This window comes from Actinacidiphila yanglinensis, assembly GCF_900107965.1.
Taxonomy (GTDB): domain Bacteria; phylum Actinomycetota; class Actinomycetes; order Streptomycetales; family Streptomycetaceae; genus Actinacidiphila; species Actinacidiphila yanglinensis.
In genome coordinates, this window is record NZ_FNVU01000009.1 from 350,708 (window position 1) to 357,937 (window position 7,230).

4 protein-coding genes are annotated in these 7,230 nt (G+C 70.4%); 1 reads left to right on the top strand and 3 read right to left on the bottom strand.

The window, feature by feature from the left end:
- Positions 1-92: 92 nt before the first annotated feature.
- Positions 93-1,529: an MFS transporter gene (locus C4U44_RS22595; RefSeq protein ID WP_103887810.1), complete on the top strand. Its 1,437-nt coding sequence runs from the start codon at positions 93-95 to the stop codon at positions 1,527-1,529.
- A gap of 295 nt (positions 1,530-1,824) precedes the next feature.
- Here C4U44_RS22595 and C4U44_RS22600 read toward each other — a convergent pair whose 3' ends face one another.
- From C4U44_RS22600 to C4U44_RS22610, 3 genes are all read right to left on the bottom strand, one after another.
- Complete coding sequence (locus C4U44_RS22600; RefSeq protein ID WP_200823358.1) at positions 1,825-4,347, bottom strand: discoidin domain-containing protein; 2,523 nt, start codon at positions 4,345-4,347, stop codon at positions 1,825-1,827.
- Positions 4,348-4,841: 494 nt separating this feature from the next.
- Positions 4,842-6,761 carry a phospholipase C gene (locus C4U44_RS22605; RefSeq protein WP_103887780.1) on the bottom strand — a complete coding sequence of 640 codons (1,920 nt, stop codon included), beginning with the start codon at positions 6,759-6,761 and terminating at the stop codon, positions 4,842-4,844.
- Positions 6,762-6,917: 156 nt separating this feature from the next.
- On the bottom strand, positions 6,918-7,230 hold a 313-nt coding region (locus C4U44_RS22610; protein ID WP_200823351.1), incomplete at its 5' end, for a Dyp-type peroxidase.

Below are 7,230 nucleotides of genomic sequence, written 5' to 3' on the forward strand. Positions count from 1 at the left end.
GTACAGTTCCGTGCGTGGCGGAGCCGCGCGGCGCCTGGGCCGGCGCGCTCCCGCACCTGTGCACACCCACCGTCGTGAGGATCGTGACCGCCATGACCCATCCCGCCCTCGGCGCCCCGTCCGCCGCCCACCCCGAGCCGTCGCCACCCGCCGACCCGCGCCGCTGGGTCGCCCTCGCGCTGCTGTGCCTCGCCCAGTTCATGCTGATCCTGGACGTCACCGTGGTGAACGTCGCGCTGCCCGACATCTCCGCGGGGCTGCACCTGGACCGGACCACCCTGACGTGGGTGGTCACCTCGTACACGATGTGCTTCGCCGGGCTGATGCTCTTCGGGGGGCGGCTGGCCGACGCGCTCGGCGCCCGACGCACCTTCAGCGCGGGGCTCCTCGTGTTCACCGCCGCCTCCCTGGCCGCGGGGCTCGCCGGCAACGCGGGGACCCTGCTCGGCGCGCGGATGGCGCAGGGCGCGGGCGCGGCGCTGCTGTCCCCGGCCGCGCTGTCGCTGGTCACCACCACTTTCCACGGTCCGGAACGGAACCGGGCGCTCGGGGTGTGGGCCGGCATCGGCGGCGCCGGATCGGCCGCGGGCGTGCTGCTCGGCGGCGCGCTGACCAGCGGGCCCGGCTGGAGCTGGATCTTCTTCGTCAACGTGCCGGTCGGCGTGGCCGTGCTGGTCGCGGTGCCCGGCGTCGTGCCCGCGCGGGCGCCGCGCCAGGCCCGGCTGGACGTGCCCGGTGCGGTGCTCGCCACCACCGGCACCGGCGCCCTCGTCCACGGCCTGGTCACCGCGGGCGACGCGGGCTGGGGCAGCGCCCGCACCCTGCTGTCGCTGGGGCTGGCGGCCGTGCTCTACGCGGCGTTCGCGGCCGTCGAACGCGCGTCGGGCGCGCCGCTGATGGACGTCGCGATGCTCGCACGGCGGCCGGTGGTGGCCGGCGCGTTCCTGATGCTTGTCGCGACCGGGGTGCTGATCTCCACGTTCTTCCTCGGGTCGGTGTACCTCCAGCAGGTGCGCGGGTACAGCGCGATCGGCACCGGGCTGGTCTTCCTCCCGGCGGCGCTCGCCACCGGCATCGGCGCGCATCTCGCGGGGCGGCTGGTCGGGGTGGTCGGGCCGCGCTGGGTCGCCGCCGCGGGCATGGCCGTTGCCGCTTGCGGGGCGGCGCCGCTGGCCGGGCTCGGCGCGGGGACCCGGGTCTGGCCGCTGGTCGCTCCCGCGACGGGGGTTGCCGCGCTCGGCGTCGGCGCGGTGTTCGTCACCGCGATCGGCACCGCGCTGGCGCTGGTCGGGCCGGGCGAGTCCGGGTTGGCCTCCGGCGTCGTCAACACCTTCCACGAGGTGGGGGGTTCGGTCGGGGTCGCCGTCGTCTCCACGGTGGCGGCGAGCGGGATCGAGCGAGGGGCTTCCGGGGGGTTCGGTGAGGCGTTCTTCGTTCTCGCGGTCGTTGCCGCTGCCGCGGCTCTCGCTGCCACCCTGCTGGTGCCCCCGGGCCGGGTCACCCTCCCGGAGGGGCCTTTGGCCCACTGATCCCCGAGGCTGCCCCGTCCTCGCCGCGGGGGGCCTTGCGGTCGGCGGTGGTTGCGCGCGCAGTTCCTCCCCCAGCATGGCGGCTGGGAGGTGTCCCCGGCGCCCTTGGGTGAGCGTCCCTCCGCGGAGTCGAGCGTTCTTCCGCGGAAGGAGCCGCACTCATCAGGGACACGGGGAACTGCTCCCCCAGAGCTGCGCCTGGGGCTATCCCCACGCCACCCACGGACCGTGAGGTCCCCGGGACGGGGGACCGGGGCACCCTCGGAGGGTCAGGGCGCCCCGGCACCGCCTCTGCTTACGGGTAACTGGTCACCGTGGACGGGACGGTCGAGGTACCCGAGGTACCCGGACCGGTGTCGTTGATGACGTGCGCGTACTGACCCATCCCGCCGAGCGACACCACGAGCAGATCGTGGAACTTCACCCCGGGCGTGTTGGGCGCCTCGAACCCGTGATCCTGGATGATCGACGGATCCGCGGTGAAGTTGCAGTAACTGCCCAGCCCCCAGCCCTCATGGCTGGTGACGTTGCTGTCCACCTTGTACGCGGCGAACCCTCTGGTGCTGCCGTTCTGGATGGCTGCCTGGTTCGGCGGGTCGTAGGCGATCTCGTTCTGGAAGAAGATCGTCCTGCCGTTCTGGCCGGCCCACTCGACGTCGTACTTCTCGAAGTGCTCCACGAACAGGCCGGTGGCCAGCACGTTGTTACCGTTGACCTTCAGGCCCTCGTCCGCCGGGTTGGTGGTCCACCCGACGCCCGCGCCGTGGTCCGCCCGCCACAGCCACGTGTGGTCGATGACCACGTCGTTGCTGTTGATCTCGAAGGCGGTACCGGCCTGTCCCGGTCCCGCGCCGCCGATCCGGGCGAACACGTCCTGGATGGTGGTCGGGTTGGACGCGTGGCTCGCCGAGGAACCCGGCGCGCCGACCTGGAGCAGCTGCGGCGACTTGCCGGTGCCGGCGTCGATGAGGAAGCCGGCCAGCTTGACGCCGTCCACGTCCGCGACCTTCATCGCGTCCACGCCGCCGTCCGGGATGACCGTGGCGTAACCGAGGCCGAGCACCACCGTGTTGGCGCGGGTGACGTTGATCGGCTGGTCGATGTGGTAGATGCCCGGGGTGAGCACCAGGTTGAGGCCCTGGGCGAGCGCGGCGTTGATGGTCTCCGCGGACACGCCGGGCTTCGCGACGTAGAACTGGGTCAGCGGGATCGAGGTGCCCGGCGTGTTCGGCCAGTCCACCCCGCTGGCGTTGGTGCGCATGTTCGGCACGAACACCTGGTAGTTACCGCTGCTGTCCAGGTACATGTACGGCTTGTCCCGGGACTCCGGGGTGGTGTTCAGCGTCGTGTAGACGGGGTTCGGGAAGCCCTGGGCAGGAGCGCCCTGGACGCCGGAGAACACCATGTTCCACACGCCGTTGGTCCAGCCGCCGATCGAGCTGTCCCGGGTGTACCACTGCTGCTGCGAGTACGGGCCGACGGTGCCGTCGATCTTGCTGTCGGCGATGTAGCCGCCGCTGGCCCACCCGTAGCCGTTGGGCGCCAGGTTGAGGCCGCCCTCGACATGCATCCGGCGGAACGGCGCGGCCTGCGCGACGGCCCAGCGGTCGTCGCCGCTGACCGGCTTGAGCGCCATGTTCTCCACCGAACGCCAGAAGTTCTGCGTGGCGTTGCCGTTGAACCAGCCGGCGTCCACGGTCATGTCGCCGTTGATCTGGACGTCGTCGGGGTTCTTGCCGAGACCGGAGACCGACGTGTAGAAGCCGATCTGGTCGTTGATGTTGTTGTACGTGCCCGGCTTGAAGAAGACCTGGTAGCGGGCGTCGCCGAACTGGTTGCTCTCCTGCTGGGAGAAGATCGAGTCCAGCTGGGCCTGGATGTTCGGCGTCGACGGGTCGAACACCTTCACGTTCGGTCCGAGGTCGCCGCCGCCCTGGATCGGGCCGGTGCCGCCACCACCCGTGGTGCCGCCGTTGTCGCCGCCGCCGGAGTCGTCACCCGCGGTGCCGTAGACCTGGAACTCCCACAGCGAGTAGCCGTACTGGGTGGCGCGCGCGGTGCCGTACATCCGCACGTAGCGGCCGGAGCCGGTGACGTTGAGCGTCTGGTTGCCGCCGGTGCCGGTCGTGGTGGAGTAGATGTCGGTCCAGGTCGTCCCGTCGTTCGACGTCTGGATCTTGAACGCCTTGCCGTACGCCGTCTCCCAGTTGAGGACGACGGAGCTGATCGTCGAGGTGGCGCCCAGATCGACCTGGAGCCACTGGGGGTCGGACGCGGCGCTCGACCAGCGGGTGCCGGTATTGCCGTCCACCGCCGCCGAGGCGGGAGTTCCGGCGTTCTCCGTCGACGAGGCGGTGGCCGTCCTGCCCTGCGAGATCAGGGTGGCGCCGGCCGGCGGCGTGCTGCCGCCGGCGGTGCCGTAGACCTGGAACTCCCAGAGCGAGTAGCCGTATCCGGTGGCCCGTACCGTCCCGTACATGCGGACATAACGCCCGGAACCGTTTACGGAAACCGTCTGGTTGCCGCCGGTTCCGGTGGTGGTGGAGTACACGTCGGTCCAGTTGGCGCCGTCCGAGGACGTCTGGATCTTGAACGCCTTCGCGTACGCCGTCTCCCAGTTGAGCGTGACGGAGGTGAGGGTGGCGGAGGCGCCGAGGTCCACCTCCAGCCACTGCGGGTCGGACGCGGCGCTCGACCAGCGGGTGCCGGTGTTGCCGTCCACCGCCGCCGAGGCGGGAGTTCCGGCGTTCTCCGTCGAGGAGGCGGTCGCCGTCCTGCCCTGCGAGAGCAGGGTGTCGGCCGCGTGGGCCGCGTGCATCGGCACGAACAGCAGCAGCGACGCCACCAGGGCGGTGATCACCGCGGCGACGATGTTCCGCTGCCTGCGGTGGTCCGCGGCCACCGCGGGTCTCAGTGCCGTGGTGGGCGTGGGGGGAGGGGGCATGGGCGACTCTCCTGACTGCGGGGTGGGGGGTCATACGTGCCGAACTCTGGGCGCACGCCCACCGGTTGACCGGTGAGAGCGCTCTCCCGACACACCCCGGAATGTTTCCGCCTGTGTTTCATCCATGTCAAGAGTTGTGCCCAAAGCCCGTATCGGAATACGAAGGAGGCCCGAGTGCCGCCGATGCACGGGAAAAGCGTTCAGCTCGTGAAGGCAACGCCGAGGCGCCGGCGCGCCGTTGATTCAAGGCCCGACGCGTCCCGGAGACGGCGAAGGGCCGCCCCGGCGACTGCCGGGACGGCCCCTCACTGGTCCTGCAGATGGTGCGGTCGTGCGGTGCCGCGGTCAGGCCGCGGCCGTTCCTCCGGTCAGGCCGCGGCGCGCGCCGCGCTCCGGTGCCGGCGGGCGTAGTACAGCGCCCCGCCGCCGACCACGAGCACGCCCGCGGTGATGCCGAGCGGCAGCGCCGGGGAGGAGGTGCCGGTCTCCGCGAGCTGCGTGCTCGCGTTGTTGCCGCCGGACGAGCCGCCCGCGCCGGCCGAGCCGCCGTGTCCGGGCTTGCCCGGGCCGCCGGGCGGGTTGCCGTGCACGCTGCTGATCGGCTTGACGGACTTCACCGAGCCGTTGGTGTTGAGCAGCACCTGCTTGTTGTTCGGGTGCTTGAAGTCGAACGCGCCGGTCAGGCTGCCCGTGGTGGCGTCGTACGAGTGGTCGCCGACCCGGCCGGTCTTCCAGTTGTTCTCGATGAACTGGGTGATCGACGCCTGCGTGGTGCGGGTGTGGTCGACCGCGTTGACCTTGCTGTAGGGCGAGATGACCAGCAGCGGCTGGCGGGTGCCGGGGCCGCAGCGGTCGTTGTAGCCACCGGCCGCGCTCGGTCCGGCCTGGCACGCGGGGCTGTCAGCGGCCTTGCCGTTGGAGCCGACCGTGGTGTCCTTCGAGCCGTTGGTGGGCTTGGCGAAGGCGTGGTCGTACCAGCCGTCGGAGTCGTCGTACGCCACCACGACCGCGGTGTCCTTCCAGTCCGGCGAGGACTGGATCGCGTTGATCTCCTTGACGAGGAAGTTCTGCTCGTCGATCGGGTCGGAGTACCCCGCGTGGCCGTCCTGGTACTCGGCCGCCTTCAGGAAGCTGACGGCGGGCAGGTTGCCGGCGTCGAGCGCCTTGTCGAACTCGCTCAGGTCGTAGTTGTGGTTCGCCTGGCCGTTGTGGCCGATCTCGGCCGTGTTCTTCGGCGGCAGGTGGTGCGGGTTGGACGTGGACTTGTAGTACTCGAACGGCGAGTGGTGCGCGCTGTAGTCCACCGAGGCCGCGCCGGCCACGTTGGTGTGCGTGGTGCCCTGGCAGCTGGCGTAGTCGCCCTGCTTGCCGTCCCACGCGGTGGACGGGGCGAAGCCGCCCTGGAACCAGCCCCACGTCACGTTCTTGGAGTTGAGCAGGTCACCGACGTTCTTGCCGGTCATCTCACCGAGCGCGTTGGTGCTGGTGTGGCTGTTGTCGGCGCAGTCGTCGTAGGCCGGGTCGGGGTCGTTGGCGACCGTGCCGACGCCCTTGGCATCCGGCGAGACCACGGTGTACGCGTCGGGCGTGGTGGTCTGCTTCGGGTTCTCCGTACCGGACTTCGGGTCCACGGAGATCACGCCGTGCGTCTGGCCGGAGATGAGGTTGAGCGCACCCGGCGTGGACGGGCCGTAGTTGTCGCTGTAGGAGTTGTCGCCCAGCGAGTAGTTCTGGGCGTAGTTCCACAGACCGGTGACGGTGTTGCCGTCGTAGTAGTCCATCACCAGGCCCGGCTGGTAGAACAGGCCGCCCGAGCACTTGCCGGAGTCGGTGTTCTGCACGTACTGGTCGGCCTTGCCGCCGTTCGCAGCGTACTGCTCGGGGCCGTAGGAGTGGTTCTGGTCGCAGGTGACCGGCTCGGTCGAGCTCAGCCGCTGCGGGGCGTACTGGTTCGGGTTCTTCTTGAGCAGGCCCGCGTGCGCCTCGGTGTCGATGCTCTTCGGCGTCTTCTTGGACGCGGTGAACTTCGTGCCGTCGGTGTTGGCGGCCTGCGGGTACGTGCCGAAGTAGTGGTCGAACGACACGTTCTCGTCGAAGAGGACCACCAGGTGCTTGATCGGGGTGGTCGTGCTGCCGCCGCTGCCGCCGCCGTGGTGGGCGGAGTCGGCATAGGCGGGCGCGGTGCCGCCCAGCAGTACGAGCGCCGCTGCTCCGGCGAACGCCCCCCAGCGCGCGGTCCGCTGTCGCGGACCTCTTCTCGTCCTGCCCGTACTGCCTGTGGTGCTCATGCTGTGTCAGCCTCCGCTAGGTGGTGCGCTCCGCGTCCCGCTGCTGATTCGCGCGCGGTGTCGAACGCGATCGTCCGGGGGAGCCGCGACACGGCAACGGCACGGTGGTGACGTACCGGTGAACAGCAGGGGTCGGTTCGATGTTTCACCGCACGTTCAGGCGAGCATGGTGCTGCCGAGCCAGTCGGTGCGGTCTTTGACTCCTGGGAGGGCGAAGAAGTAGCCGCCGCCGAAGGGGGTGATGTAGTCGGTGAGGGGTTCGCCGGCGAGGCGTTTTTGGACGGTGGTGAACTGGCGTTCCAGGTCCTGCTGGTAGCAGATGAAGATGAGTCCCATGTCGAGGTTGCCGTCGGTGTCCATGCCGCGGTCGTAGTTGTAGCCGCGGCGCAGGATGCGGGAGTCGTCGGTTTTCGGGGTGCGGGGGTTGGCGACGCGGATGTGGCTGTCGAGGGGGATGACGTCGCCCATG